The following is a 25,999-nucleotide window of genomic DNA, read 5'->3' as shown; positions in this document are numbered from 1 at the left end:
TCCTTCCAGTAGAAAAGCATGAGCGGTTTTGTTCTCGAAATATTCCCGCCGGGGAGCCTCGACAGCTCCGTTGTCACCACGGTCTGGATCGGCATTCTGGTGCTCGCCTTCTTCAACCTGCGCCTCGGCTGGGTTGCGTCGGGGTTCATCGTCCCCGGCTATCTGGTCCCCCTCATCATCCTGAAGCCGTGGTCTGCCGGGGTCATCATCCTTGAGGGAATCGCAACCTACGGCCTCGTCTGGCTCTCCTCCGAGCAGTTCTCCCGGTTGAGAATCTGGAACAATTTCTTCGGCAGGGACCGCTTCTTCGCCATCCTCCTCGCCAGCGTCATCGTCCGGGTATTCTTCGACGGCTGGCTTCTGCCGCTGCTGGGCGAATACCTGAACAACACCTATCATCTCGCCTTCGATTACCGCAACAACCTCCACAGTTTCGGCCTGGTCATCATCGCCCTCATCGCCAACCAGTTCTGGAAACCGGGACTGGTCCGGGGGATGATCCCTTTCACCATTACCCTTTTCACCACGTGGTTCATCGTCCGTTTCGGGCTGATGGAGTTCACCAATTTCACCATCAGCTCCATCGGCTACATGTACGAGGACCTTGCCTCCAATATCCTGGCCAGCCCCAAGGCATACATCATCCTTCTCACCACCGCCTATATCGCCTCCCGGATGAATCTCCGCTACGGCTGGGAATTCAGCGGCATCCTCATTCCTTCCCTCTTGACGCTTCTCTGGTACAGCCCGGCGCGGATAGCCACCACCTTCATCGAGGCAGTGGTGGTGTCGGCGCTCGCCCTTCTTATCCTCCGGGCGCCCATGTTCGGCACCGTCACCATGGAGGGGACCAGGCGCCTCGTCTTCTACTTCACCATCAGTTACGCCTATAAATTCGCCCTTTCCTATGCCCTCATCCGGCTGGCCCCCGAGTACAAGGTGACCGACGCCTATGGTTTCGGCTACTTGCTTCCGACGCTGCTGGCCATGAAAATGCCCGAGGTCGAGTCCTATGGGAAGACGATACGGGTGACCCTTCAGACGTCCGTCACGGCCATCGCCCTGGCAAGCGTCATCGGCTTCGGGCTCACCATGGTCCCCGATTTGCTGCCGGGGCGCGCCGCATTGTCCGGCGAAGACGAAGCCGCCATCGCCCTGGCGCCGGACGTGAAGCTCATGGATCGCCTGAGGGCGGACAAGCTCATCATATACCAGAGCCGGTTGCCGGGGGTGCTTGCGGCCCCCCTTCCCCGCGATATGGATATTTTCTCCCGCGCCGTCCAGTTGCTTACCGAATCGATCGAGGCGGGGGACGGCACCCGGCAGAGCGAGGCAGCCAGGCTCCTGGCCCAGGTGGGTTACGGCATGACTCTTCTGGAGGGGCGCTACCTTTACCTGAGCGAGAAGAAAGAAAACCATGGGTGGGGAATTTACGTCATCGATACGAAGAGCAGCGGGCATTTCCTCGTGGAGGTGCCGGCGCCTCTGAACGAGCAGGGGACCCTTGAGGCGGGAGCGGCGATATTCGCATCGTCCGGGGCCAGGGCGCTGGCTATCGCCGGTTATGACGAATCTTCCGACAAGGGTGATGTCCCTGATCTTTCCAGAAGCGCCGCAACCATGTTTCACGCGTTCCACCGCGTGGTGGCCCGCCGGGACGTCCTCCAGGTACGGGCCTACACCACGGCAAGTGCGAGGGCCATTGCCGGGTTCCGGGCCGCAACCGGATCCATAACCCCCCAGTACCCGGAAAGCTCCCTCTGGGTCAAGACCGCCCTGCCGCCGGGGCTGAACCTTCCCTGGCTCCGGGAGTCCCTCGGCGCGTTGCGAATCCAGTGGGTGGGGGCACCCTTTCCAAACGTCCAGCGTGACGCCACGGCCTCCGGTTTTGCCGAACTCGTCCTGGACGGCGACGACCTGAAGCGGGTCATCTTCAAGCCGCTGCTGGCCGCCTACAAGGCAGAGCGACGGGACCAGCAGGAGCGCATCGCCGGGTATCTCCAGGATTGGATCCTGAGGAGCAAGGGGGAGATTGCCGGGCCGGGGTCCGATCTCTACATCGCTCCCAAGCTGGAAGAACTGCTCCTGTTCGACACCGAAGTCCTGACGCCGCTGATCGGCATCGCCCGCGGGGCAGGGGAGGTGCGGCTTGATATGGAAGGGCTGCGGCCCGTCCAGGCGGCCGCCTCCCTTTTCGGCTATTCCGTCACCGTCTACCACCATATCCCCACGGGGCAGGATTTCTTCATAATCGCCGAACGGAAAGGACAGGGCAAACGCCATTACTGGGGCACCTACGTGCTTCGAATCGGCCGGGCGCTTCCTTACGTGGTGCAGGTTCCCCGGCCCCTGTTTGAAGTCAACTCTTTCGAATACGGTGTCAGTCTCTTCGAGCGCCTCAATGCCCGGGCACTCCTCATCGGCGGCGCTCACCCCGCAGCCAACCGTGACGGGAGCGCCAACCTGGTGAGCGGCGCCAACAGGGAGAGCCTGTTCAATCTGGTGAGCCAGGGGATCCTGCGCGAATCCCCCGAGCGGATCATGGTGATCCAGAGCCGCGCCTTCGGCCTGGACCCCGGCCGCGCCGCTCCCGGCGCCGGCGCTCTCGTTGCCTTCAGCAACGGCGCCATAACCGACGCGGCCGTTCCCGAGCCGGGACGCCGCCTCATGGCGGTGCTGGGCCAGGACCGCCTGTCCCCCCGGTTCGTGGACGGCTCCCGGGATGTGGTGGGGTACGAGGTGGGGGCCACCTCCCAGTCCCTGTACCTGAACCAGGCTCTCGGCAAGGAGTTCGCCATCCTCTGGCTCTCTCCGTCCGCCAGGGCAACCTACCGGCAGCAGACGGAAAACCGCCGTCTTGACGCTCAGTTCCTCTCGCTGGGAATTACGACTAAAGAGGCGGATTTAACCGCTCTCCTCGGCTCGTCGCGCAGCGGCCGGCAGAACAGGCTTGCCCCTGAACTGCGAAGCCGACTCCTTGCCTATCTCGCCGGCCAGGATGTGGTGGTGTTGAGCTCCATGAAGGGAGCCTGGCCCGGTTACCGGTTTTCGCGTATCATTGACATAAACACCAAGCAGGCGTTCCTCCTGGTATCGACCCCCGACGGCCGACTCGCGGCGGTGGCGAACCTCAATCCCCGCCGTCCGCTGCAAACCCGCATGCTTACCGAGGGGGGCGCGCGACGCGAGGGGATTGCCTCGTTCATCGATGCCCGAACCGCATTGCTCGAATTCGGAGATCGCAGGTGAGATCCTTACTGTACGCCATAATCGCCCTGCTCCTGCTTGCCGGTGCCTGGACCGCCGCCGGCCGGCTCGGGCTCATTGCGAAGCGTTCCTCGGCAGACCCCGAACTGCTCGCCCTGGTCCCCGAGGCGGCGGTGAGCCTTGCCTACGAACTGGACCGGCGGCGGTGGACCTCATACACGATCCCCGAGGGGCGTAATCCCGTAAGAATCCTGAGCAACGCCGGACTCCCGCCGGAGTACCGCAAGCGCCGGTTCCCCCCGGAGCAGGAGTGGAACTACGGCATCGAGTACCAGGTTCTCGACGACAAGGGGGGGGTCCTGGAGAGCCGCGTCTACCATCACCGGACAAAGCTCAGACTGTTCACCGACAGGAAACGCTCGCGGGAATACAACGCCGCCTTTTATCTCACGCCGAAAATCCAGCCCGCCGATACCCGCATCATGCTGATCAACCTGGCCGGCATGGCGAAGCCCGCCTCGATCAGGTTTCGGCTCGCCTCGGCCGATCCGGGCGTTCGCGATGTGGCGATACGGGTCTACGTTCCCGAGTTGACCCCCGAATACCGGCTGCGCCCAACCTGGCAGCGGATGAGCGAACGGCAGAAAACCCGCCTGGCCCAGGGTAACGTCTATCCCAATGAACTGCTTGCCGAAGCGGAAAAGCAGAGCATCGTGTCGCGGATGTGGACTCCCATCGGGCCGTCGGGGGTCAGGGGGCAAAACTATGTTTCCCGTGAGATTTACGTCCTTACGGAGAACGAAGGGGAGGAAATTCTCCCCGAGGGCCCCCCTTCCGGCTTCATTGCCGACGCTTTACATCGGACCGTCGTGCCGGTGCCGGAGCGGGGTGGGCGGGTTATCCTCCGCTTCGAGCCGGTCTCCGGCGGCCCTACGAAGAATGGGACCATCACCGTGAAGTGGTACGGCCTCGGCCCGGCTAACCGTTCCACCAATTCCATCCCCTGGAACGGGAAGGGGACAACCTTCGACCGGGTCTTTGCCGGCGGTCTTCTGGACATTTCCGCCCCATCCCCCCTCACCATCCGCGCGTTTTTGACGAATGGCGGCAATGAGACGGAAATTACCCCGGTTCCCTTTAGCCTCCGAGCCTATGTAATAGACGCCGGGACGCCGCTCGCCTTTCCGGTCGCCCATGACCGGGGGACCCCAACACCGTTCCGCATCGACCTGCGCCGGGTGATCGCGCCGGGAGCCAAAACCCCCGGACCCCTGGCGGTAACATACCGGATCATCGACAGCGGCGGGAGGAGCATCCGCACGGGGAGCCTCGCCGTTCCCTTCGTGGCATCCCCCTACGATTTCGTTGCCGGCGAGCAGCCGGCGCCGGTGGTATCCGAGCCGGTCCCCTTCCACTTCCTGATGCCTCCCGGAGCTGCGGGCATCAGGCTTTCGGCCGGGGGGGAGGTGCTGGCCGCGGCATACAACCGTCCGGAGTCGCTGCTGCGGGAGATCAGCGTGCCGGAGGACTACTACCGCTCCTACGACAGCGAAGAGCGTCAGCCGGCCTGGTTCCCCCTCTACCATCCAGACCATGACCAGCTCCTGCTGGCAAACCGGACCGTGCTCCTCGGCACCCAGCTGCGCCCACCCACGGACATTCCTGACCTCCTGGCCGGGCGCTACACGTGGGAGGACTACCATCCGGAAGGAAAGTGGCTCGCCCGTAGGCTCGTCATTCCCTGGGACCGGCGGATCGCCTTCCACCGCGATTCCCTCCCCTCGCTCTTTGCCCCCATTCCAACCGGCACTCCGGCCACGGTCACCCTTCAGGCCGACGCCGGTCTCGCGCAGGTGGAACCTGCCGTTATCTACCGGCGGGCCGGCAATGGACCGTTCCGGGCGAAGATCGCCCTGGACGGCAAGACCGTCTTCAGCGGAACCCTCGACGGCTCCCTTGGCGAAATAAGGCTGATGCCGGTTGCCACGGGGAAACATCAGGTGTTGGTCACGTCCCCTGGAGGCGTTCGCTTCGCCATGAACCATATCGGTCCGAAGCAGGGGAGTTTCAGCGTAAGGCTGGCCAACCGCTTCCAGGGCAAGGAACTCAGCTTTGTCTACGAGAAGGGCACCCGCGAAGAGGAGACCCTCGGGCTCCGCTACTACGCTCCGGCATCGGCGGGGCGTCAGGCGGTCATCCGGGTGGCCTGCGAGACGAACCGCAGGGGATTCGGCCCCTGGAGCAGCTGGAGCTTCCCCGAACGGCGGTACACCATACGTCTCGATGATGGGGAAAAGGCCCAGGCTTTGGGGACGGGAGGCGGAACCCTCCTGGGGGCCGAGCCGATTTACCTCCCCTTCGGCGCCGATATGCCGCCGGGGCGCTACCGCATCCGCGTCATCACCGATAAACCGGCCGGGGGGTATCTCCTCCTGTCCCGCACGACTCCCGGCATTGCACCACGCCGGGTCATCCGCCACGAAGGGGAGGTACGGTCCATTGAAATTGCTGAATAGGGCAAGGGCCATCGTGATCGCGACGGCCGTGGCCGCAGCGCTCCCTGCCGTGGCCGAGAGCTCCGGCATTGGCAAGCTGCTCCGCCAGGCGAGCCGCGACGGCGTCTACCGCCACCCCGGCGAGCAGGAACTGCGCCGGGCCGAGGAGCTTTTCGCACGTACCCTGAAGGGGGAGCCGGCCGCCAAACTGAAGGAAGGGTGGGGGCAGCTTAACTTCGACCTGCTGGAAATCTCCGAAGGGAAGGAACGGTTCATGCTCCTTCGGGAGCGGGAGGGGCACCGGCGGGGCCGCGGCTTTTTCCTCGTGCGCCGGGGCGGGCTCCCCCTCATGCTCCAGATGCCCCACAGCTTCAAGGATGAGCAGACGCGGCAGATCGGGCTCGACATGGCCCTGGAGGGGGGGAGCATGGTGGCGGCATGGAACACCGTCCCCCGCTGGTATGACGAGGGGGGGAGCCGGGTTGACGCCGATCTGGCCCACATCGACAGCAGTTATTTTACCGCGCTTACCAGTGCGTTTTTGCGAGTTGTCCCCCGCGGGACCGTGGCGCAGTTCCACGGCTTCGAGGCGGAAAAACGCAAAAACAGGCGCGTAGCCGATGCCGACGTGATCGTCAGTTCGGGGACGAGAACCGCCACTGCCGGAGTCCGCAAGTCTGCTGCCTGCCTCGGGTCGAAGGCCGACGCGAAAGTCCTGGTTTACCCCACCGACGTGCGGGAGTTGGGGGGGACCACGAACACCATCGGCCGGCTCATGGCGGATGCGGGGAGCAGCCGCTTCATCCATCTGGAGTTGAGCGGCGATTTCAGGTCAGCGTTGATAAAAAAGGCATCATTGCGGGCAGTGATGAATCATTGCCTTGAGGAGGCGCTCCGGTGATCCTGCGCCGCGTCATCCCGATCATAGCTGCGGTCGTGCTCTTCCCGGCGGCCGCGCTCCCCCTCGACGAGGTCCAGTCAAGGCTTCTTGGGGGCTACGGCCTCCCCCTGCGCTGGTACAACGTCGAAGGGGCACCCGCCGTTTTGGAGGGGAGTGATCCTGTGCGCGATGACGATACTCCCCGGCACCTGCTGAAACTGGAGCCGGGCCAGCGGACAGCTGTATGGCTCCCGGCATGGGAAACTCTGCGCATCGATTCCCACGACGGCCCCCTTGCCGCCGACGGCCTGGAAGTTTCCTTTTCCGCCGGGGGTGGGCTCTTCCGCCACGACGCCGGAGTCCGCTCGGTTGACGGCAAATCGCTGGTGTTCTCCCCGTCATCCCCCGCGCCGCTTCTGGTTCGTATCGAAAGGCCGTCCCGGCACCGGAGTCCCCTTGCCGTAGCTCTTTACATCTCTTCCCGCGAGCCCCTGGGGGAGATAGCCCCCTACCGTCGGCTCATCCCCCTTCCCCTGGACCAGGTCCGGATCGGCAGGCCGGGACAGCCGGGGGATGAGCAGTTCTGGAGCATGCCGGAGTCCCGTGCCGTTTCGATACCTGTTGATGGGCCGGTCAGGGTTGCCCTGGAGAACCACATGGTCTATCCGGCGCAGGAATCCCGCCGCTCCTTCGCCTACCGGGTCCAGGCGGCCCTGGACAACCAGGCGCCCCAGTTTCTCGAATTCGAGACCGGCCCCGATAAGGAGCCGTCACGCCATGACGGCGGAGACCCGCGCCATATCCTGGGACGGCGGCAGACCGGCTACCTGGACATCCCGGCGGGAGAGCACACCCTTACCTTGAAGGCGGCCGTCCCTCTCCTTGCCCGCCTTCTCGTCCAGGAGCGCCCCGACTACCTTGTCCCCCAAAAGAATGCTCCCGTCCCTTCGGCCGACCGGGTGGTGGAGGGGGACTTCCCTCCGGCCATCAGTATTGCCCGGGACAACCGGCGGCGGGACGGGGGAGCCGTCGGCACCGCGCTCATGCGCGAGGCGGGCCGACAGCGCCCCGACTATCCCGCAGTCCGTGAGCGTGCCGAAGAGCTTGCCGGGATGCACACCTTCTACCGGGACCTCTTCCCCGATACGGCCACCCATTCGGCTTCGCCGTCGTTCCGCTGGTTCATTCCCTCCCGCCTTGCGGAGCCCGACTCCCATCCGTCCGGCGTAATTGCAGGTGAACAGCACACGGCGGAGATGGTGCGGATGCTTGCCGGCGGCACTTTCCTCAATGCGCCGGAGGGGAGCGGCGCGGCCTATAGCTACCGTCTTCCCCCCCGCTTCGCGCCGTCCCTGCTGCGGGTGGCTGTGCCGGCCGAGGCGCTGAAGGAAGGGGCAGAACTGGCCGTACAGTTCGATGACGCCTTGCCCCAGCGGCTTCTCCTGGCGCCTTCGCCGGTGCTTCCCGACGGCTCCGTCCCCGTTTCGCCGGCCGAAGCGGGGCTGCTCCTGCTGGCGGATAATCATCACTCTCCTGCCCCGGTGACCCTGGGAGGAGCCTTTGCCGCTTCCCGGCCGCCTGCCCCGCTGCTGGACGCGGCGGTGACGGAGCTTCCACTCCCTCCCCAGGTCCGGACGGTCCGGATATGGAAGGATGGCGCTTCAAAGACCCAGATCCCGGTTGCCGTCCAGTACCGCGCCTCCGGGCCGTACCGGCTTGCCGAGACTGAATTCCTGGCGGCGGAAAGCGCCATTGGGTACGACACCCAGTACCAGGCGCTGGTCAAGCTTCCGGCTTTGGAGTCCTCCCCGGAAAACGGCTCGGAATCCTTTGCCTCTCCGATGGATGGGCGGACCATGGCCGGCAGGGATCTGGAAAGCGAGCGTTTCCCCCTGTCCCGGCTTATCCGCTCCCTGGAGCGGTCGTACACCGCGTCGGTCGCTCCTCCGGCGAAGGGGGCCTCCGTGGCTCCGTCGGCTTCTGCGGATGTGGAATTCCCGGCCAGGGCCGCGCGGCTGGCGGCTGGGGAGGGGGACTGGCTCACGGCCCTCGAATCGTGGAGCATCCCGGCACGGAGCGGCACCGGCGCCATCCGCAGGGATGCGCTTTTCGGACAGATTGACGCCCTTACTGGGCTGAACGAGGATTACCTGGCCGAACACCGGCTCCGGGGGCTGTTCCTGTACGGCGACGATGAAGAGACCCGCTCCCGTGCCATGGCGGCCCTGGAGCAGCGGTATGCGGCCGCAAACGATATTGATGCGCTCCTTTCCCTCCAGGCAACGGCATTTTTCCGGAAACCGGAGCCTTCGCTGCTGCGCTCCCTTGGCGCGACCCTGCTGGAGGCCGGCGAACAGGAACTGGCGCTCCAGGCGTTGCTCGTGCTCCCCCCGGCGGAACGCCCCCGCGGGGCCATGCTTCAGGCGGCGCTCCGTCTCGGTTGGTGGCAAAGTTTCGAAAAGGTCCTGGCGGAAGCCCCCGCCGCAGAAGAGCGGTCCCTCTGGCAAGGGCTGCGCGCCATGGGCGAGGGGCGTTACGTCGAGGCCCTGGAAGCCCTGCGCGTCGGTGGTGCCTCGGGAAATGCCCGTGCCCGGCATCTGGAAGAGGGAGTAAGGATTCGTGCCGCACTCATGGATGCGGATTCGGTATCGCGCCTTCGCGCCGTAGCCGACTGGGAGCAGTGGCAGGCCGACCATCCCGGTCCACGGATATGGGAGCCCGAAACGGGAGCCGTTGCCGCCTGCGCCGGTGCGGTCACCCTGAGCAACGTTGCCAGGGATACCGGTTTCCCCGCCTTTCGGGCCACGGCGGCGCAGCCGGTTCTACTTCGCCTCGCCGGTCCGGTGAAAATCCGGGTCGAAGCCCGGCCGCTCCATTCCGCCGATTCCCGCACCCCACTGGAAGGGTGGTTGCAGGTCCGGGACGGAGAACGGCTTTACGTGCAACCCATAACCAGAAATATGCCTGCCCAGGGGCTTGCCATTGTGGGAGACGACGGGCACGCCGCCGGCCTCGGGGTCCAACGGGAGATCGACCTGGGGCCGGGAATCCATGAGCTCCAGGTGTCGGGAGGCTCGCTGGATCTCCTTGTCCGGGTCCATGCCTTCCGCCCCGCAATCCCCTGCCCGGCACTTCCACCGGTTACCCCGGATACCCTTGCCGCTGCCGTGGATGGTCTCTATGCGCCGATTCCCCCACGGGATACCGACACTATACCCCTGGCGGAGCGTGTCATCATGGTGCCCCGTGACGGTGGAGTTGCGCCGCGCATCCTGCCGTTCACCCGGAGCGAACTCCTTGCCGGCGGCGAACGGACTGCTGTTGCGCCAACCCCGTCCCGTGCCGAAGCCCTGGAGAAGCTTGCTTCCCTCAGGCCACCCCGGGCCGTCGGCAACGACGAACAGGCGGCTCTACTCGCGGGGAGGGGGGACGTCTCCGGCCTGTTTGCCCTGGCCGCGGATTCCGCCAACCCGGATATCGCGGGCCGTGCCGTTCAGCTCCTCTGGGTGGCGGAACAGAGCCCCGATCACTACCTGCCGGCCCTCTCCGTTGTCCGGGTACTGGCTGCCAACCATGGGGGGGTCCGTGGCCTCACGCCGCTAGTGGAGCGGCTGTCGAGGCGCGGAAGCTGGGTTCCGGTCACGGCAGTGGCATCGAGCGCGGGGCTTCGTTCCGTTGAGGTCACCGGGTGGCGCCCGGAGACCCCGGCGCTCCGCATCCGCCGGGCGCTCATTCCTCCCGCGGCTGCCAATGAGCAGATCCTGGCGGACATGGGGCAGATGGTGTTCACCATGGTCAACAAGTCCGCCACCGTCATTGAGCTGACCCTTGCCGCCCATGAACTGGCGTACCTCTCTCCCCAGCCCCTTGCGGTCTCGTACCGGCTGGACCGGGAAACTCCCCGGCGCCTGACGCTGCGGGCCGGCGATCCCCCCCGCACGGTCACCCTCACGGTTCCGTACGGGGAGCATGTGGTGCGGGTCGGGATCGAGGAGCGTTTCGCAGACCAGTTCCTGCGGGTGGGTTTGCGGGAGCGACCGGCCCGGTCGTGGCGCGGCGCGGGAGGCTATACGCCGGTGGTGAACAAGATTGAGCGCCCCTACCACGTTGCCACGCAAAGGGAGCCGGTCCGTCTCCGGGTGGAGGGGCCCGCCGTCCTCCGGATCGATGAACTGCGCGACGGAATCACCACCATCAACTACCGCATGGTGGCCGCCGGACTCCAGCAGGTGGAGGTCGGGCCGGAACCGGGGAGGAGCGAGGGTCTCTACCGCTTCTTCACCCATGCGTCCGTTGCCGAGAAGCCTCTTTTGCCGCCCCGCTACGCAGATATCAGGCAGGAGCCGGTACCGCCGCCGGCAGTCACCGTTGCCTCCCCGCCTGAGCCTGCTGCCGTGCGGCTCACCGATGCCTTTGTCCTGGGCCACCAGGAGGATGGCACCTGGTCGGGCACCGTGGCCCTGGCGCGCCGCAAACCGGTTCAGGAAGGGATTGAGGAAGACAGCTCCCCTGAACATTTCCTGGAGGGGGAGACCGTCTACCGCTATTTCAACGGCGAGCGTACCTACTACGAAGCCGGCGCCCTCGCCCGCTCCAGGGAATACGGCGGGCCAACCATCGGGGTGCGGGCCGCGGTCAAGGGGCTCCCCCGGACCCAGACCCCATTTTCCTGGAACCTGGGTGGCAGCCTCTACCTGCAGCGCCCGGACCATGAGCTCGGCGAGTCGACGGAGTGGGCGGCTACTCTCCAGGGGGGCATCTCCCAGATGCGGGAGCTGGATCCGAAAACCTGGCATCGCCCGGCCATTTCCATCTTCGGGAGGGCTCTCAGCCTCTCGGATACCGACAGGTACCTGCGGGAGGAAGTGGACCAGGATATCTTCACCCGTTACAAGGCCGATCACCGGCAAGGGGTTTCCCTGTCCGAGTCCCTCATTCACCGCCCCTGGCTCGACACCCTCTGGCACGGAAGCCTGTCGCTTACCACCAACGAGCTTGACGAGGTTCTTTCCCCCGACCATCTCTCCCTCTCCATGGGGTGGAAACAGCTGCTGGGGGATTTCCAGGCGAATGCCCTTTACCGGCATACCCTTTATTTCGAAGACGGCGACCGCTCCGGCACCATGGCCCGCAACAGCATCGGCGCGGAGTTCATCTATAACCGGTGGCTCGAAAATCTGGACAGGTTTGAATTGGGCGCCGCCATGAACTGGCATTTCGAGACCAGTGATTTTACCGGGGCACTCTCTCTCACCTGGCACTTTGACAACGGCAGGGGATTCCGTGATTTCTATCCCGGCGAGATCGAGTTCAGGGACCTGCGGCAGCGGATGATCCCAACATCGCGGAACAACGGATTGGCCTATGAACCCGAGTAGCATCATTGCATACATCACGGAGGGAATGTCCCCGCTCCATCTGCGCCTCCATTCCAAGCTGGTCGATGCGCTGGCTGCGGAATTTCCTGCCTGGGTGGCCGCAGCCGGGGTGTCTGAGCCCCTGACTGTCGAGCAGGCCATTCATTTTCTCATGGCCTCACTTTCCGGGCAGCAGGCGCGACTTTCGGTCCTGCGCACCCTCAGGGACGACTTCAATGGCCGCTACAACCGGTCATATGATGAAAATGAGCAGCGGGAACACATTCTGGTTTTCTGCAGAGAGCTCGGCGCCTCCCAGCGCGACGTGGAGGAGGATAGAAAGGCTCTGGACCGGTGGTTCGGCCACGATGGGCTCATGGACCGCTTCCGGAAGCGGTTTGCCGAGACTGAGCGGCAGATATGTTTCATTCTCGGCCGCCTCGGCGCCGTCGCCGCCAGGGGGATTACCGAGGCCGGCAGCGGTGAGGCCCGGTTTTTCTGGCAGCGGATTGCCATCGAAAAGGAGGTTGTCCCGCTCCTGGTTCACGATGGGGATAACCGGGTCTGCGAGGCTGCTTTCCATTGCCTTGCAACAGTCATCAGGTGCCTCCCCCCCGAGGGACGGAAGGAGAGCGTCAGCGGATCGACCCTTCAGTTCGTGTATCGCTGCGCCCTGGAATCCGGCCAGAATGTGTGGCTACAGTCCGTGGCCCTGGACCTGCTCTCCTGCCTCTCTCTCCCCTCCCTCGAAACCGCGCTCCGCAAGCGCCTTGGCGAGCCGTCTTCCCGGCCCGACGATATTTTTGTGCGCCGCCGGGCGGTGTCGATCCTTGGTGATGTGCTTCCCGATGTCCCGTCTCTGGCGGATCTTCTGCCTGTGGTCATGGCGGACCCGAGCGATTACGTGCGCCAGGCCGTCGCTTCGGCCGTCCGCCACGACTCTGCTCTACTGGAGCGCATTGCCCTGCGGGACCCTTCGCCCAAGGTGAGGGCGGCGGCGGTGCTGGCCGTCCTCCCCCTGAAGGGAGACAGCGCCTTTGCCCCCGGAGGCGCGGGACTTCTCAGCCTTGTCATGGAGGCGGATGATGATCCCTTTGTGCTGCGGGTCTGCCTCAAGGTGGCCGGTGATGGAATAGAGCTTCTGGCCGGACAGGGCGACGAGGTTGCGGTGAATGCCTGGCGCGAGGCATTGCTGCCCGGTATCGGCCGTCTCCACCGGCAGGCATTTCCCCTGCCGGTCAGGCGGTGGGCGGCCCAGGCAAAAGAACGGCTCTGGTGTGTTGCAGACCCCGGCCGGCGGGCGCTCCGTGCGGGCCTTGCCCGGGAAATCGCCTCCATGGGGGAGGGGCGGTGGCGCACTCTCCCCGCGGAGCTTACCGCTTCCCACGATGAAAGCACTGTGGCGCGGGTAGTGGCGCTGCTCTGCCAGGAAGGTTTCGGTTGCGAACTGTCCCGTCGTGGCGGCCGGTATCGCATAGTCAAGGGGCACCGGTTCCGTTTCAGTTGGTGGCGGCTCATCCACGAACTCAGAACCCCGACCCCCGACAAGCGCCAGGCGTTCAGCCATACGGTGGGACGCCATTTCTCCGGCGATATCCGCACCCCTTCGTCAATAATGGCGGAGGTCTCCCCCACCAAAGTCCCCGGAGAACCGCTGTTCATTGCGGAAGAGGGGGGATGGCGTCCCTATCTCCCCCTTCCCGACGAGTTCCTTTCGGCTTTGCAGGGCGTTTTGCCGCGAGGGACGGCGCAGACCGTCACCAGCGAAGGGGTTACGGAAATCACGCCCCCCCGCTCGCCGATGCAACGTCTGCGGGCGGCTCTGACGCTTACGCTCCGCTTTGCACGCTATGGGCGGCTGCGCAACTGGCACCCGGACGGGCTTACTCCCCCCACCGAATACCTGGACGCCATGGCCCGGCTCGGCTTTACCGTCCGGTTCTACCCGCATGCCGATGGCAATGAGCCTGCCGACCAGACGGTGAGCCGCTTCTTCCCCCTGGCAATTCCGTTCATCGACCCGGATCTGGTGGCCAGGGCAACGGATTATTTCCTCTCCGTCTATGAGAACTCCCTGGAGGACCTGGGGATTTTCGCACTGATTCTCCTGGCCCTTTTCCTCGGCGAGCGGCTGCTGCTGACCAGGACCGCCCGCCGGGCCCGCCGGAATATCCCGCTGGTGATCGGCGGTTGGGGTACCCGCGGCAAATCGGGGACGGAACGGCTCAAGGCGGCCCTCTTCACCGCCAACGGCTTCGGGGTGGTCAGCAAGACCACCGGCTGCGAAGCGATGATTCTCCACGCTTTCCCCTTCGATAACCTGCGGGAGATGTTCATCTTCCGCCCCTACGACAAGGCCACCATCTGGGAGCAGCACAACGTGATGGACCTGGCGGAGCGGCTGGACACCGAGGTTCTGCTCTGGGAGTGCATGGGGCTGACCCCCACTTACGTGAACATCCTCCAGCAGTGCTGGATGCGCGACGATATTGCCACCATCACCAATACCTTCCCGGACCACGAAGACATCCAGGGACCGGCCGGCATCAACATCCCCCGGGTGATGACGGAATTCATCCCGAAAAATTCCACGCTCATAACCAGCGAGGAGCAGATGCTCCCCATCCTGGATGAGGCCGCCCGCAGGGCCGGCACCGGCATCACCTCCGTCGGCTGGTTGGAGGTGGGGCTCCTGACCCGTGATGTGCTCCATCGTTTTCCCTACGAAGAGCACCCCTACAATGTGGCGCTTGTGCTTTCCCTGGCCGACCGGCTCGGTTTCGACCGGGACTTCGCCCTCAAGGAGATGGCGGAACGGGTGGTACCGGACATCGGCGTACTCAAGGCTTACCCGATGGCGAAGCTGCGCTCCCGCCGCCTTCAGTTCATCAACGGCATGTCCGCCAACGACCGCTACGGCTGTCTCGAGAACTGGCGGCGCATGGGGCTTGATCTCATGCACCCCGATGACGAGCCGGGGACCTGGGTGACCACCGTGGTCAACAACCGGGCCGACCGCGTGGCCCGGTCCAAGGTCTTCGCCCAGATACTGGTGGACGACATCAGCGCCGACCGTCATTTCCTGATCGGCACCAACCTCCATGGCCTCATGGGGTACCTGGACCGGGCACTGGATGAGCACCTTGCCGGCTTGAGCCTCTGGCCCGATACGGGAGGCGCTGCCGCCCCGGCGCCGCTTGACATCCTGAGCGATACGGCCCGGCGGCAGCGTATCCCCACTGGCCATGAGCACCTGGCGGCGCGGTTCGTTGCCATGCTTGGCGGTGAAATCGCCGAAAGCGGGCTCTCCGTGGAGTCGCTTGCAGGGACCGATTCTGCTGTGCTCCGGGAGCAGTTGGCCGGGGCCGGCTTCCAGCATGTGGAACATGCCGTTCATCATTTCGAGCGGGACCGGAGGGTATTCGACGAATACCGCCGTCTGGCCGAGCGCCTTGAGGGGGCCGGGGAGGGCGAGCGCCAGGCCCTGGATCGGGAGTTCCGGGAGCTGATAAGGAAATGGTTCAAGGAGAGAATCGTGGTGATCGAAGACCATCACGCTACCGGCGAACAGCTAATCAACCGCATCTGCGAAGAGACGCCGCCCCATTTCACCAACCGTATCATGGGGCTCCAGAACATCAAGGGAACGGGTCTCGACTTCGTCTACCGCTGGCAGGCCTGGGATCACTGCCACACCGCCTGCGAGGAACTCTCCAGCGAGAACCCGGCTCAGGTTTCGCGGGCCCTGGCCGACCTGGCTGCCTTCCAGGGGTTCGGCTTCCTCTGTGAGGAACATGTCCGCGAAACCATGGATGTCATGCGCCACCTGCCCGTTGCCCAGAGCGAGCAGTTCCAGGCTGAATTTTCGATTATCGTCTCCAATCTGGATGTCGCCATGGGGGAGATTGCTGCCGGCTTGAACGCAACGCGAAAGCGCAACCTGATGACCAGGATCATTGATGTCGTGGAAGCATTTCTCGATGCCGGCGACTCCATCAGGCGCCGCAAGACCGCCGACCGCATATATCGTGACCTGGTCAACGAGAGGATAAGCCGCCAGCGCGCCGCCATCGAACTGCAGGCCCTGATCCGGCGCCAGAAGGGAGGGTGGCTGGGCGATCAGCTCCTGCGGCTCAGGTAGTATCTGAAACGGACCGGCCGGTAGGATAAAACAAGAGGCCGTCTCCCGCTCATGGGGGACGGCCTCATTCGTTCCAGGGTCTCATTCATGTTCTCCTTCCGCGCATTGGCTCTGCCGCTTCGCGGAATTCCCTGTCAGTTGTTTTTTACCTCAGCCTTGCGGCCAAAGCTTTCGTGTACACCTTTTGCTGCTCCGACCATGGTGAGGATTGCCGGAACCATCTGGGCCACGATGATCAGGGCGCAGAAGCCGAGGAAAATCCACACGAACACGCCGCTGTTGTCTTCCCGTGCTCCCGATGCCGCCAGAGCGGATGTTACGCTTCCCATTACCATTGCCAGTGTGTTTAACAAAGTTCTCGCTCTCATGACTGACTCCTTTCCCGTTTCTTTTATCTTTCCGGTCTCTGACCGGGTTGTTCCCTGATGTTTAGCGGGCGTTCGCTCCTGCTTCCGCCTTTTTCGAGAAGAACCCCTTTACCATGGAGCCGAGCAGCATGACTGCCGGGATGGCCTGGAAAGCGATGATTGCAGCACCGAAGGCCAGGAACAGGGGGGCGAGGAATCCGCCTTCGTCGGCGGCTGCGCCGCTGGCGGCAAGGGCTGAAGAAGCGGAGGCTATCGTTACGATCAGTGCATTGGCTATGGCTTTCATGGCATCCTCCTTTTTTCCGGTGGTAACCGGTTGTGTTTGACTTTATAACTGCACCGGCTGTGCCATTTGTATGAAAAAAAATTATTAAATTTGTAACAGCTCGTAAATACGGCATTATTTGGTTGGCGCTTTTTAAGTTTCAGGGTTTTGGGTAGATGAATTACGGGGAAATTGTATAGAGCGGCCATACAGACGAGGGAAGGTTAGTTTTATCTCACAGATAGCGCGTTTTGCAACTTACCGATATTGTTGAAAATAATCGTGATTGTAGAGGTGCCTTAAAAAAAGATACGCCTTTATTGGGAAAGTATAAATTTATTATTGGGTGTGGTTGAGGCGCCTGAATCGCTGCCAGGGAACGTTTTGTAACATGGAAGCACCAGCTGGTCCTTCTTTGAAAAAAACGCAGCAGGTTCAAGGTGTTTGGTGAGTTGGTGTTAATTGTTTGCAGTAAATCCGGGGGCGTGTGATTTTCGGGAGGATCAGTCCTGGAGAGCGATAATCCGTTTTGTGGTATTGATGAAATATACAGCGGATAGATCCAACTTCCCGGATTGACCAAAGGCTCAGGCGACACTCAGTGGGATCGAGGCTCCCGCGTCATCGTCGGTTTTTCCCGGCTCCTCAAGACTGATCCGGCCGATTTTGCCTGCGCGAAGCTCCCGGAGAAACGATTCGGCGGCACGATGCAGGTCAACCACTCCCCCCGGGGCCATGCAGCCGAGGCAGCGTCCGACCGCCTCTATGAGCGCGGTCGAGTTGCCGGGGAGTTCCGTAAGCTTGTACCGCTCCAGCAGCAGCGCCGGGTAACGTTTCATCATGAAGTCGGCGGCGAAGAGCCCCACGACGGTGTAATCAAGGGCGTTGGCCCCTATGGCGCCGCTGGCCGCCAGGCGATAGGCCGCAACCTGGTCGCTCATGTCGGGCCAGAGAAGGCCCGGCGTATCGGATATGGTGACGCCGTTCCGCAGGTCGATCAACTGGGATGATGTGGTGATGGCGGGCTTATCGCCGACCTTGGCCACGCATTTGCCCGCCAGGGTGTTGATGAGGGTGGACTTGCCGACGTTGGGAATGCCCACCACCATGACGCGCACCGGCAGGCCCGGTCTGCCGCGGTTGGGCGCGAGGCGCTGGCAGAGCTTGATAAGCTGCTTCACTTCGCTGTGCTGCTTCGCCGACAGCGGGAGCGCGCGCACTCCGGATTCCGCTTCGAAATTGCGGACCCACGCCTTGGTCACGTCGGGGTCCGCGAGTTCCTTTTTGTTCAGCACTTTTATGCACGGCTTGTTGCGGCGCATCTCGGCCAGTTGGTGGTTTGAGCTGGAGGCGGGCAGGCGGGCGTCAAGAACCTCGATGACCACATCGATCTTCCGAATTGCCTCTGACATCTGTTCCTGGGCCTTGCCCATGTGACCGGGGTACCACTTGATCGTCATATTCGTTTTCTTTCCACTTCACGTAGTCATGGCGGTTTGCTTGCGCCTTGTCCTACAGTACCACACCTTCCCCGAACAAAGCTATCCTCCGTGCACGTGACGATGCATGTCGGAAATGCGGGACGCGTTAAGCCTGGTTTATGGGATGGCGAGCCTTTTTAATAGGCGAGGGGCGGGACGTATTGACATTGTCGCAACGCTCCCGCCCCAGGGACTACCCGACGAATTGTCTACCTGTGTCTATGCTGCCAATTTGAAGCGCCCCACGAGGGCTTGCAACTCCTCGGCCAGCTTGGAGAGGGTTTTGGCCGACATGGCGGTTTCTTCGGATCCTCTTGTCGATGCTTCGATTACGGTGGTCACCTGCTGGATGTTGTTCGTAATCTCCACGGTTGTAGCGTTTTGCTGCTCCGATGCCACCGCGATCATATTCACCTGGTTCGTCACCGTTTCGATCTGCTTGATGATTTCCTTCAGGGCGCTCGATGACTGGAGTGCCCCTTCTCTGCCGTCTGCGACCTCCAACACCCCCTCTTCGATGGCCTTGACGGCGTCTCCGGTTTCCTGCTGGATGGAGCGGATCATGCCGGTAATCTCATGGGTTGCCTTGGCGGTTCTTTCGGCAAGCGCCCGGACCTCATCGGCCACAACTGCGAAACCCCTGCCCTGTTCTCCTGCGCGTGCCGCTTCAATGGCCGCATTTAGCGCCAGGAGGTTGGTCTGGTCGGCAATATCCTCGATGGTGGAGACAATCTGTCCGATCTGCTCGCTGCGGGCCAGCAGATTTTCAACTTTCTCGGACGACCGGCGCACCTTTTCGGAGATGCGGTGCATGCCGTCCACGGTCTGCCGTATGACGCCCGCTCCCGTGGCTGCCTGTTCATTGGCCATGCGGGAATTGTTGGCTGCCATGGTGCAGTTGGAAGCGATGTCATGGGCGGTGGCAGCCATCTCTTCGCTGGCAGTGGCAACCGCCTGGGTCTGGGCACTTACCTCTTCGGCGCCGCAGGCCATCTGCTCTGCCTGTGCCACGAGTTCGGCCGCGGATGATGACAGGTGGTTCGATGCTTGAGAGAGTGCCTTCAATACCCCGTTCATGTCGTCGGTCATCTTGTTGATGGCGCCCGCCAGGATTCCGATCTCGTTGGTGCCGTGGTCCGGTAATTGTACCGTCAAGTCACCGGAAGCTATCCTTCCGATGGCGTCCACGGTGGTGGCAAGGGGGCGGCGGATACTCCGAGTGATGCCGTAGGCAACCAGGATGCCGATAAAGAGACCGGCTATCCCCAGTCCCAGGAGTAGCTTCTCGACGCTCCCGGTTGACTGCTCGATGTGTCCGGCCATGGCGTTTGCTTCGTCAACCTGGCTTTTCTTGAAGAGCCGGACCTTTTCGGCAAGGGTTGATGAGGCCGCGTCGAACTCCCGCATGGTCCGGTTTCCCCCTTCGGTCCCCTCCTTCATGTAGGCATCAGCCATTCGCTTGCCAAGGGTGTAAAAGGAGTCGAACGCCTGCGCCATATCGTTGATGGCCGCCAGCCCCTTCTCGTCGTGCTCACGCTGGAACATCTCCCGGAATTTTTCAACCCCCGTGCGGAAGCCGGCTGCCGTTTCTTCAGCTTCCCGGTAGGCATCCGGCTCGCGGGTTGCTCCCACGTCGGTAAGGAACTGCTGGACCTGAATCACCTCGAATGCCATCTCCTCGGCAAGGAGGGCATAAGGGAGACTTTCACCTTTCATCTGGCCGATGCTTACCTCTACGGTTCGCAGCGAACCGACCGTGACGGCAGTGAAAATGGTCAGCAGCAGGAGAACCGTCCCGAATCCCAACGCCAGCTTTGTGCCAATGGTCACATTCTTCAACATGTCATTCCCCCTCCGAGTCAGTTCTCCGCCTCACCATTAGAGGTTATCGTGGAGCATTAAATGTCTGCCGTGGCCAATACAGTCAACAACATGGGCTAGCTGCGAATCGCGAAATGTATTAGCGTCCGCTAAGCACTATCCGTGCCATTAGTTGTAAGCAATAAGTCGGGAGGGGTGGTGATGGTATGTGGAGCCTTGCGGGTTCTAGGTTTGCGGATTTCTCCGCACCGATATGAATCCCGCCTGGGAAAAATCCGACTTTGGATTCATATCGGTAACGGCAAAATAAAACTTCAGTATTATTTATGAATATTCTATGCGCAAATAAAGGTTGTATATTGTTTTTATTTATGCGCAAAAATTGCATAATTAGTGCGACGACACAAATTGACACATTGTGGGGAAATTCCGCTAAACCACAGGGAAACTATTCCGGCAAGCAGCGGTTTCTTACGGGACGGGCGCAAAGCCGGTGAAGACGTAATCATTCCCCTTCACCGGCGTGTGGCAGCCGAAACATTCCTGCACGAAGCCAGGGTCTTTGCCGTAGGGGGTGAGACTGTCACCCACGAAGCGGGCAAAGCCCCACCCCCCCGTAGCGCCGTACTTTTTGGCGTCTTTCACCATGAACTCCACCTGTACGAACCGGTCGGGGACGGTGGCCACCGGGAACTTCGGGTGCTTGGCCGCGGTCCATGCCACCTTTGCCAGCACAGTACCGTCGGGGAAGGGTAGCGTTCCGTTCCTCGATGCTTTTACGGCGATGTCATTCCCAAAAATAACCCGGATATGCCCCTTATCCTCCCGGTATGAGGGGGCGATTACCTGCCAGTTCCGGTATCCCTCCATGATGGGGATGCCGTTGGGGGCCACGGGGCGTTCTCCGCCTGCGGCGACAACCGGCAGCAACGCAACGATGATGGCTCCAATTATGGCTTTCATAAGTACCTCCGGATTCTGGTCAGGGCTTGAAGATATGCCGGCGAGCACCACGGCCGCAGGCCTGCTTCCGTGGGGACCGCCTTGAGGGGGGGGGCACCACGGCCTTGGCGATCAATGGCTTTGCCGTTGATTATTCTGGTGCGTAGTCCCTGAAGTCTTGGTAATCTGGCAACTATCCCATGCCGAATTTTTCAGTTTTCTCCCCCATGACATCCTCCCTCGTTGGCCGGTTCAGCATAGGGTGCAGTCATGTTGAGGCGTTGCCGGGGCGGAATGACGGGGGTTGATAAGCGACAGAACGCCGTAGATTTTTGGAAGGATCGGCGGAATGGGGGAGGTGGTGGTGCGCCGTCCCTGGCGCGCAGCGCTCATCCGTGAGACTGCTTGATGGTTGAATGAGTTTTTTGATTATTTATGACCAAAAAAAGTATAGCGGCCGTAATTTTGTGCGCAAGCGGCCAATGCAAATAATTCCGGTTTGTTAGGAGACGGTGACGGCCTGGTGACGATGTGATGTTTTGCTCCAGGGAGGCATGAGTGTGCGCTAGGCTTCGCCGGCCGGTTCCTGGGGAGCCGTTGTCTGCGTATCCGCCATGCGCCGTTTATGCTTTTTGAGGTTATCACCCAGAAGACCGACGATTTCCGTTGCGGCATTGAGGATGTGCTCGGTCCCGAGGCCGGCCCGCGTCATCTCCCGATAGAAGGTCTTTGCCGCGATACGTGCCAGCCGTGCCGGGTCCTGGTAGAATTCAGTCACCTTGCTTGCAACCAGGGTCTTTGTTTCCCTGGAGATGGCCATCTGGGCAAAGCGGGACCGGAGCACGTTCTGGAGCTGGACCACCTGGATCGATTTACCCACCAGCAGCGCCACGAAGGTGGCAAGGGCCAGGTCATTATCCGAGAAGCAACGGCCATCCCGTGGGTTTGTCAGGTTGATTACCCCGACAACCTTGGTGCCGATCATGACTGGTACTGAGATGAAGCACTTGCTGGCCCCTTCCGGTGCTCGGGCCAGGGGCAGGTAGGGGGAGCTGGTGATGTCCTCCACGAGGATGGCTTGGCCCGTGGCAGCAACCCGGCCGGCGATGCCGTCGTTCACCTTCAAGGCTTCCTGGAAGGCATTTTCGGGGAGGTATCCGGTCTTGGCGAATACCCGCAGGCGGAAGTCACCTGCCTTATCCCCTTCCCGGAAGAGCATGATGGAACAGTTCTCCACGTTTATGATATTCGCCGCCATTGCGGCAAAATCGTTGAGGCTCTCGTCGAGGTCCTCCTGCTGTTCAAGGAATGTGGACATCCCCACAAGTTTTACAAAAAAATTGGAATCGGTCTGCATGACGGCATCTCACTTTCTTGGGGATATGTCAGCTAACGGCGCTCCAGCAGTTCTTCCGGCGCGGGGCAGCCGTCGGTCAGGAGGTTACCGTTACATCAAGGCTCCCTTCCCAGTAACCGTGGAGGTTGCACCGCTCGAACGCCAGGAGCGTTATCTTCCCGGCGGGTGCCGCCTCTTTGGGAACCACTACGGTGAAGGTCACCTTTGGATTCAGGAAGCCGCGGGGATGCATGTCCACCCGTCCGGCAGGCTCATTGCCCACGTTCAGCTCGATGAACTGGATCCAGTGGGGCGGCCCCATGGGGTGAACCACCTCACCCACCGTCACCTCCACCGTGAACGGCTCGCCCGCCTTCACCGAGGGCGGCGCCTTGATGACCGGCACGTGCTTCTGTTCAAGGGGGCTTTTCTTTGCAGGATCCTTGGCCCGGTTGATGGCGGCGAAGAGGCTCTGGTCCGCCTTGACGGGGAAGTACTTTTCGGCGGCCGCCGCCGCTTCGCGAGTAATTCCCGCAACCATTGCCCCCAGGGCCGCTGTCTTCAGAAAGGTCCTCCTGTCCATGATTCCTCCCGTCGTCCGTTTCATGGTGCCGGCTTGAATGAGCATTTGAAAGTTTAAATCCTGGCATCTCAATGTCAATGGAGTCTACAATGACAAAACGGCCGGAGCCGGCTTAAAGTTTGTTGTGTCAACCCAGGCGATTTTCGGACGTTATTAAATATAAATTGAGCAGAGCAAGGAGGAGCGGCTGGACTCCAATGAAACTCTAAATCTGTTCCTGGCCGGAGTTGAGCGGAGAGCCTTCCGCATGGCGCGGCTCGCCACCTCGGACGATGATGAGGCCCTCGACTTGGTGCAGGATGCCATGCTTGCGTTCGTCAGCCGCTATGCCGGCAAGCCGGATGGGGAGTGGGCGCCTCTGTTCCACCGGACCCTCCAGAACCGCATCGTCGACTGGCACCGCCATTCGAGCGTAAGAAACCGGTTCCGCGTTTGGTTCGGGGGGAGAGAAGAGGATAACAATGGCAGTGATCCGCTGGAAAACGTTGCTGACCAGAGCTTGCCCGATCCTGCGGCGAGCTTGCAGCGCCGCCAGTTGGGGACTGCCATCGAGTCTGCGGTTAGCAGGCTTCCTTTGCGCCAGCGGCAGGCGTTTCTCCTGAGAGCGTGGGAAGGGCTCGATACGGCCCAGACGGCTTTTGCCATGGGATGTTCGGAGGGTAGCGTGAAGACCCATTATTCGCGAGCGGTCCATACGTTGCGCGATCTTCTTGAGGAGTTTGCATCATGAAACCTGAAAAAAGTGACGAGCGTATTGCGAAATTGGTTAAAAGTCACCTTGACGCAGGCGTGGATGCCATTGATGAGCTGACGGCAGCAAAACTCCGGGCTATTCGGCTGAACGCCGTCGAGGCGGCAGGAGAGAGCCGGGGATGGTTCCGCTTCCCGCGATGGGCTGCATTTGGCGGGTTAGCCACGGCCGTCGCAGCGGTCCTGGCCGTGAGTCTCTGGATGAGCGGGCAATCCGGGGAAAGTACTGTTGCCACGGCCGATGATATCGAAATTGTCGCGGCTCAGGAGCAGATGCAGTTCTATGAGGATATTGAGTTCTACCGCTGGCTGGCGGCCCAGGAAAACGACGGCTAGCGGGCAGGGAAGAGGAGTCGATGATGAGAAAGAAAGTTGCAGTGGTTATGGCTGCGGGGATCATAATGGCGGCCATCCTGGCTGAGGGGGATGCAGTTGCCGCGTCTTGGGAGCGGCTTACCCCCGAGGAGCGCCAGGTTTTGAAGCCTTTCGAGGAGCGGTGGCAATCCCTTTCTCCGGAGCGTCAGGAGAGGCTGCGCCGTGGGGCTGAGCGGTGGCGGGCCATGACGCCCGAAGAGCGGAACGCTGCCCGTGAGAAGTCGCGTCATTGGCGGGAAATGCCACGGGAACAGAGGGAGCGGATCAGGCACCGCGCCGAGGAGTTCGGCAAGCTTCCGCCGGCCGAGCAGGAGCGGATCCGCCAGAAGTACCGCTGGTTCAAGGAGCTTCCCCCGGAGGAGCGCCAGATGCTCCGTGAGAAATGGCGGGGGACGAGTCGTGAAGAGCGGCGCGAGCTCAGGGACCGTTACCGGGCCATGACCCCAGAGCAAAGGCGAAACTATCTGGAAAATAGATGAAGAACAAGTGGCCCCGGCGCAGAATTGCCGGGGTTTTTTGTCTTTTTCCCCACTGCGCGCTGGATTGTCCGTTGTGGGTAAAACATGCTGTCCCGTTTGACAAACCGTACCGGTAAGCTACATTGTGATGTGCTAACCCTGCTGAAAGACTGATGTTGCAGGATTAATCCTCTTTGGTCGGAAATGGAGGTGTCCAGGGGTGTTGAACCATGGAGGGGCAGGGAAGACTCTCTCAAAGGAGGACCAGGGATGGTTACCAGACACAGCATTATCGGAGCGGCGGCGCTCCTGCTCCTGACGGCTGGTGCCGTAGGGGCAGCGGGGCTGACCGATAAGGAGCAACTTGGCAAGGACATCTTTTTCGACACCGACCTCTCTCTGAACAAGAACCAGTCTTGCGCTGCCTGTCATGCCCCCGAGGCGGGGTGGACCGGCCCCAGTGACAGTTTCAACGCCCACGGTGCTGTGTACGAAGGTTCGATTGCCGGGCGGTTCGGCAACCGCAAGCCGCCCTCATCGGCCTATGCCACCACTGCACCCATATTCAAGTACGTTCGCCAGGGAGGCGGCATGTTCGTTGGTGGTAATTTCTGGGACGGCCGGGCCACCGGCGAAAAGCTCGGGAACCCCGCGGCCGATCAGGCCCAGGGGCCGTTCCTGAACCCGCTGGAGCAAGCCCTTCCCGACTCGGCCTGCGTGGTCTACCGGGTCTGTGAAGCGTCCTACGGTGGGGACATGGATGATCTCTGGCCGGGATCGTGTGACATCGAGTGGCCCGCTGACGTAGAGGCCGTCTGCACCATGGAGGGTGGCATGGTGGCCCTTGATTCGGCGAACAGAACCAGGTCTGATACGGCCTACGATTACATCGCCCTGGCCGTTGCGGCCTTCGAGGGTTCGGCCGAGTCCAATGCCTTCACCTCCAAGTACGATGCCTACCTGGCCGGCAAGTCGACCTTTACCCCCAAGGAGAGGATGGGGCTCGCCGTATTCAACGGCAAAGGGAAATGCGCCCGCTGCCATGTTAACACCGGCAAGAAGCCTCTCTTTACCGACTATACCTTCGACAACCTGGGGGTTCCCCGCAACCCCGAGAACCCCTTCTACACCCAGACGGCTTTCAACCCCCTCGGTGCCGCCTGGGTTGATCTGGGGCTTGGCGGATTCCTTGATTCCCGGATGGATTACAGCCAGTATGCCAAGACCAATTACGGCAAGCACAAGGTGCCGACCCTGCGCAACGTTGATATGCGCCCATCCCCTGATTTCGTGAAGGCCTACGGTCACAACGGCTACTTCAAGAGCCTCAAGGAAATCGTCCACTTCTACAACACCCGCGACGTGCTTCCCGCCTGCGCGTCCGGTTCGCCTGGGGAGAAAGTAACGTGCTGGCCACTTCCCGAGATTGCTCTCAATATGAACACCTCGGAACTTGGCAACCTGGGCCTCACCGATGCCGAGGAGGATGCCCTCGTTGCCTTCATGCAGACCCTCACCGACGGATACGGGAAATAGCCTT

At 62.1% G+C, this 25,999-nt stretch carries 17 protein-coding genes; 9 read left to right on the top strand and 8 right to left on the bottom strand.

Annotated elements, in window-relative coordinates:
- Window positions 1-18: 18 nt before the first annotated feature.
- The 5 genes from JZM60_RS01415 to JZM60_RS01395 are packed head-to-tail and all read left to right on the top strand — an operon-like array spanning window position 19 to window position 16,080.
- Entirely contained in the window at window positions 19-3,249 is a 3,231-nt protein-coding gene (locus JZM60_RS01415) for a poly-gamma-glutamate biosynthesis protein PgsC/CapC (protein ID WP_207163772.1), read from the top strand.
- Window positions 3,246-5,723 carry a hypothetical protein gene (locus JZM60_RS01410; protein WP_207163771.1) on the top strand — a complete coding sequence of 826 codons (2,478 nt, stop codon included), beginning with the start codon at window positions 3,246-3,248 and terminating at the stop codon, window positions 5,721-5,723. The genes JZM60_RS01415 and JZM60_RS01410 overlap by 4 nt, the downstream gene beginning before the upstream one ends.
- Window positions 5,707-6,603 carry a hypothetical protein gene (locus tag JZM60_RS01405; protein WP_207163770.1) on the top strand — a complete coding sequence of 299 codons (897 nt, stop codon included), beginning with the start codon at window positions 5,707-5,709 and terminating at the stop codon, window positions 6,601-6,603. The genes JZM60_RS01410 and JZM60_RS01405 overlap by 17 nt, the downstream gene beginning before the upstream one ends.
- Window positions 6,600-11,960 (top strand): hypothetical protein, encoded by a 5,361-nt coding sequence (locus JZM60_RS01400; RefSeq protein WP_207163769.1) that lies wholly within the window; start codon window positions 6,600-6,602, stop codon window positions 11,958-11,960. The genes JZM60_RS01405 and JZM60_RS01400 overlap by 4 nt, the downstream gene beginning before the upstream one ends.
- 25 nt (window positions 11,961-11,985) lie before the next feature.
- The gene (locus tag JZM60_RS01395; protein WP_207163768.1) at window positions 11,986-16,080 is read left to right on the top strand and encodes a hypothetical protein; all 4,095 of its coding nucleotides are present in this window, start codon (window positions 11,986-11,988) and stop codon (window positions 16,078-16,080) included.
- Between the two features lie 134 nt (window positions 16,081-16,214).
- On the opposite strand, the gene JZM60_RS01390 is transcribed toward JZM60_RS01395, so the two are convergent.
- From JZM60_RS01390 to JZM60_RS01355, 8 genes are all read right to left on the bottom strand, one after another.
- Window positions 16,215-16,448, bottom strand: coding sequence for a hypothetical protein (locus JZM60_RS01390; RefSeq protein ID WP_207163767.1), 234 nt, complete (start codon window positions 16,446-16,448; stop codon window positions 16,215-16,217).
- Between the two features lie 61 nt (window positions 16,449-16,509).
- Window positions 16,510-16,734 carry a hypothetical protein gene (locus tag JZM60_RS01385; protein ID WP_207163766.1) on the bottom strand — a complete coding sequence of 75 codons (225 nt, stop codon included), beginning with the start codon at window positions 16,732-16,734 and terminating at the stop codon, window positions 16,510-16,512.
- Between the two features lie 566 nt (window positions 16,735-17,300).
- Entirely contained in the window at window positions 17,301-18,173 is an 873-nt protein-coding gene (ylqF, locus tag JZM60_RS01380) for a ribosome biogenesis GTPase YlqF (protein WP_207163765.1), read from the bottom strand.
- A 240-nt stretch (window positions 18,174-18,413) separates the two neighbouring features.
- Complete coding sequence (locus tag JZM60_RS01375) at window positions 18,414-20,036, bottom strand: methyl-accepting chemotaxis protein (protein ID WP_207163764.1); 1,623 nt, start codon at window positions 20,034-20,036, stop codon at window positions 18,414-18,416.
- A 450-nt stretch (window positions 20,037-20,486) separates the two neighbouring features.
- Window positions 20,487-20,978 (bottom strand): cytochrome P460 family protein, encoded by a 492-nt coding sequence (locus JZM60_RS01370; protein WP_207163763.1) that lies wholly within the window; start codon window positions 20,976-20,978, stop codon window positions 20,487-20,489.
- A gap of 231 nt (window positions 20,979-21,209) precedes the next feature.
- Window positions 21,210-21,350: a hypothetical protein gene (locus JZM60_RS01365; RefSeq protein WP_207163762.1), complete on the bottom strand. Its 141-nt coding sequence runs from the start codon at window positions 21,348-21,350 to the stop codon at window positions 21,210-21,212.
- Between the two features lie 172 nt (window positions 21,351-21,522).
- A complete protein-coding gene (locus JZM60_RS01360) occupies window positions 21,523-22,275 on the bottom strand; it encodes a GAF domain-containing protein (protein ID WP_241426325.1) in 753 nt (250 codons plus the stop codon).
- Window positions 22,276-22,390: 115 nt separating this feature from the next.
- Window positions 22,391-22,876 (bottom strand): class II SORL domain-containing protein, encoded by a 486-nt coding sequence (locus JZM60_RS01355; protein WP_207163760.1) that lies wholly within the window; start codon window positions 22,874-22,876, stop codon window positions 22,391-22,393.
- 163 nt (window positions 22,877-23,039) lie between these two features.
- Between JZM60_RS01355 and JZM60_RS01350 the strand changes: the two genes are divergently transcribed.
- The 4 genes from JZM60_RS01350 to JZM60_RS01335 all read left to right on the top strand — a co-directional run bounded on the left by JZM60_RS01350 (window position 23,040) and on the right by JZM60_RS01335 (window position 25,995).
- A complete protein-coding gene (locus tag JZM60_RS01350; protein WP_207165397.1) occupies window positions 23,040-23,606 on the top strand; it encodes an RNA polymerase sigma factor in 567 nt (188 codons plus the stop codon).
- Window positions 23,603-23,962 (top strand): hypothetical protein, encoded by a 360-nt coding sequence (locus tag JZM60_RS01345; RefSeq protein ID WP_207163759.1) that lies wholly within the window; start codon window positions 23,603-23,605, stop codon window positions 23,960-23,962. The genes JZM60_RS01350 and JZM60_RS01345 overlap by 4 nt, the downstream gene beginning before the upstream one ends.
- 20 nt (window positions 23,963-23,982) lie before the next feature.
- Window positions 23,983-24,480 (top strand): DUF3106 domain-containing protein, encoded by a 498-nt coding sequence (locus JZM60_RS01340; RefSeq protein ID WP_241426324.1) that lies wholly within the window; start codon window positions 23,983-23,985, stop codon window positions 24,478-24,480.
- 249 nt (window positions 24,481-24,729) lie between these two features.
- Window positions 24,730-25,995 (top strand): cytochrome-c peroxidase, encoded by a 1,266-nt coding sequence (locus JZM60_RS01335; RefSeq protein ID WP_207163758.1) that lies wholly within the window; start codon window positions 24,730-24,732, stop codon window positions 25,993-25,995.
- Window positions 25,996-25,999 lie beyond the last annotated feature (4 nt).

Source organism: Geobacter benzoatilyticus (assembly GCF_017338855.1).
In the GTDB taxonomy this organism is placed as follows: domain Bacteria; phylum Desulfobacterota; class Desulfuromonadia; order Geobacterales; family Geobacteraceae; genus Geobacter; species Geobacter benzoatilyticus.
The sequence above is the reverse complement of the archived record's forward strand: the minus strand, read 5'-3'. Positions and strand labels throughout refer to the sequence as shown.

Excerpts from the sequence above, each read along its gene's own strand:
- JZM60_RS01335 (WP_207163758.1), top strand. The coding sequence starts at position 24,730 with ATGGTTACCAGACACAGCATTATCGGAGCGGCGGCGCTCCTGCTCCTG.
- ylqF (WP_207163765.1), bottom strand. The coding sequence starts at position 18,173 with ATGACGATCAAGTGGTACCCCGGTCACATGGGCAAGGCCCAGGAACAG.
- JZM60_RS01390 (WP_207163767.1), bottom strand. The coding sequence starts at position 16,448 with ATGAGAGCGAGAACTTTGTTAAACACACTGGCAATGGTAATGGGAAGC.
- JZM60_RS01375 (WP_207163764.1), bottom strand. The coding sequence starts at position 20,036 with ATGTTGAAGAATGTGACCATTGGCACAAAGCTGGCGTTGGGATTCGGG.
- JZM60_RS01340 (WP_241426324.1), top strand. The coding sequence starts at position 23,983 with ATGATGAGAAAGAAAGTTGCAGTGGTTATGGCTGCGGGGATCATAATG.
- JZM60_RS01415 (WP_207163772.1), top strand. The coding sequence starts at position 19 with ATGAGCGGTTTTGTTCTCGAAATATTCCCGCCGGGGAGCCTCGACAGC.
- JZM60_RS01355 (WP_207163760.1), bottom strand. The coding sequence starts at position 22,876 with ATGGACAGGAGGACCTTTCTGAAGACAGCGGCCCTGGGGGCAATGGTT.
- JZM60_RS01365 (WP_207163762.1), bottom strand. The coding sequence starts at position 21,350 with ATGAGCGCTGCGCGCCAGGGACGGCGCACCACCACCTCCCCCATTCCG.
- JZM60_RS01395 (WP_207163768.1), top strand. The coding sequence starts at position 11,986 with ATGTCCCCGCTCCATCTGCGCCTCCATTCCAAGCTGGTCGATGCGCTG.
- JZM60_RS01345 (WP_207163759.1), top strand. The coding sequence starts at position 23,603 with ATGAAACCTGAAAAAAGTGACGAGCGTATTGCGAAATTGGTTAAAAGT.
- JZM60_RS01385 (WP_207163766.1), bottom strand. The coding sequence starts at position 16,734 with ATGAAAGCCATAGCCAATGCACTGATCGTAACGATAGCCTCCGCTTCT.
- JZM60_RS01370 (WP_207163763.1), bottom strand. The coding sequence starts at position 20,978 with ATGAAAGCCATAATTGGAGCCATCATCGTTGCGTTGCTGCCGGTTGTC.
- JZM60_RS01360 (WP_241426325.1), bottom strand. The coding sequence starts at position 22,275 with ATGTCCACATTCCTTGAACAGCAGGAGGACCTCGACGAGAGCCTCAAC.